Source organism: Endozoicomonas sp. ONNA1, assembly GCF_024606325.1.
Lineage (GTDB): Bacteria > Pseudomonadota > Gammaproteobacteria > Pseudomonadales > Endozoicomonadaceae > Endozoicomonas_A.
The window spans coordinates 1-1206 of record NZ_JAHHPN010000527.1; the positions used below are offsets into that span (position 1 = coordinate 1).

Annotated in this window: 1 protein-coding gene; it reads left to right on the plus strand. The window is 53.3% G+C overall.

What is annotated here, in order from left to right; genetic code table 11:
* Positions 1-146: 146 nt before the first annotated feature.
* Positions 147-1206, plus strand: a 1060-nt coding sequence (locus tag KDK19_RS12100) for a hypothetical protein (RefSeq protein ID WP_257292060.1), incomplete at its 3' end; no start/stop codon positions are given.

Sequence of the window (1206 nt, forward strand, 5' to 3'; positions counted from 1 at the left end):
TGGACTTTATGGAGCCCGATACCCTGACCCGAAAGAACATCCGGTTTACCTCCGGCGCCTTTGACCGCTTCCAGGGCTTTCTCAAAGGCACGGGTCGTCCGGGGTTGTCATCAACGGTAAAGGGGAAAAAAGCACCCGTCGACGGTATGGACATTGCCAGCTCTTTCCTGGACCTTTACGACCTGATCGCCGGGATTGCCCCCGTTGGACATCATCACAAAAAACCCCCGCCCCGGAATATGACGGACACCGAACGGCAGATTCATATCGGCCGTCAGACGCTTTATTATTCGGCGCTGGCATTACAAGGGCTTGACCTGGCCGATCTCGGGCGTCAGGTGATCATGATGGACACGCCAACCTCCAGGCAGCCATTTTCTTCCCGTCAAACCGCGCCAAAGCTGCCCTCAAAAATCGGATCGGGCCAGTTGCCCAAGGGGGTAAAAGTAGCCAAAGGGCTAGGTAAAGCAGGCAAAGCAGGTCTTGCCCTGTCTGCTGTGAGTTTCGGCGTTCAGGCAGGCAGTCTCACCCTGACCGTGATTGAATATGAGAACGAAGAGGACCCGGACGTCAAGAAACTCCTGGAATCCAGGGTGATCTTTGAGTCGGTGGATACCGCTATCTCCGGCCTTTCAATGGTGCTCGGGCCAATCGGGTACTTTATTAGCGGTCTGATGCACTTCGTCAGGGGCGTTTTTGAGCAATATTACAAAAAGAAGGTAGAAAAGCTGGCCTATAAAAAGTTACAGGACGCCTCGGGTGAGGCGGCCCGCTTCTTTGACCCGATTCACGACCAACTGGATCCCGGAAAATTCCTGGCCAACAACAACCAGACCCTCAATGCTTTGATGAGTGAGGACGGCAACCTCCTGACCCTGAACATCAAGTCCATCGACCTGGTGAACAAAACCCTGACCTTCGGAGGCGGCTATTCATTCCAGCCCTTCCTGATCGCCGGAAAAAAAGGCGACTGGGACTATTGCAAGGATAAGAAATATGTACCTAACGGTCCCATCGAGAAATGCGCCAGCGATATCAACCAGATCCACTACTACCAGGAGCCTTTTAACCTGATCAAAAATGCCCTGAGGACACTGTGCCGGACGGAGTCGCGCTTAACCAGGTACCAATGCTCAGATGGGAAGTTTCACCTCCCGGAGCAGATGATCGACAAAAAGATGATTTTGATGCCTGCCACACCCGAGT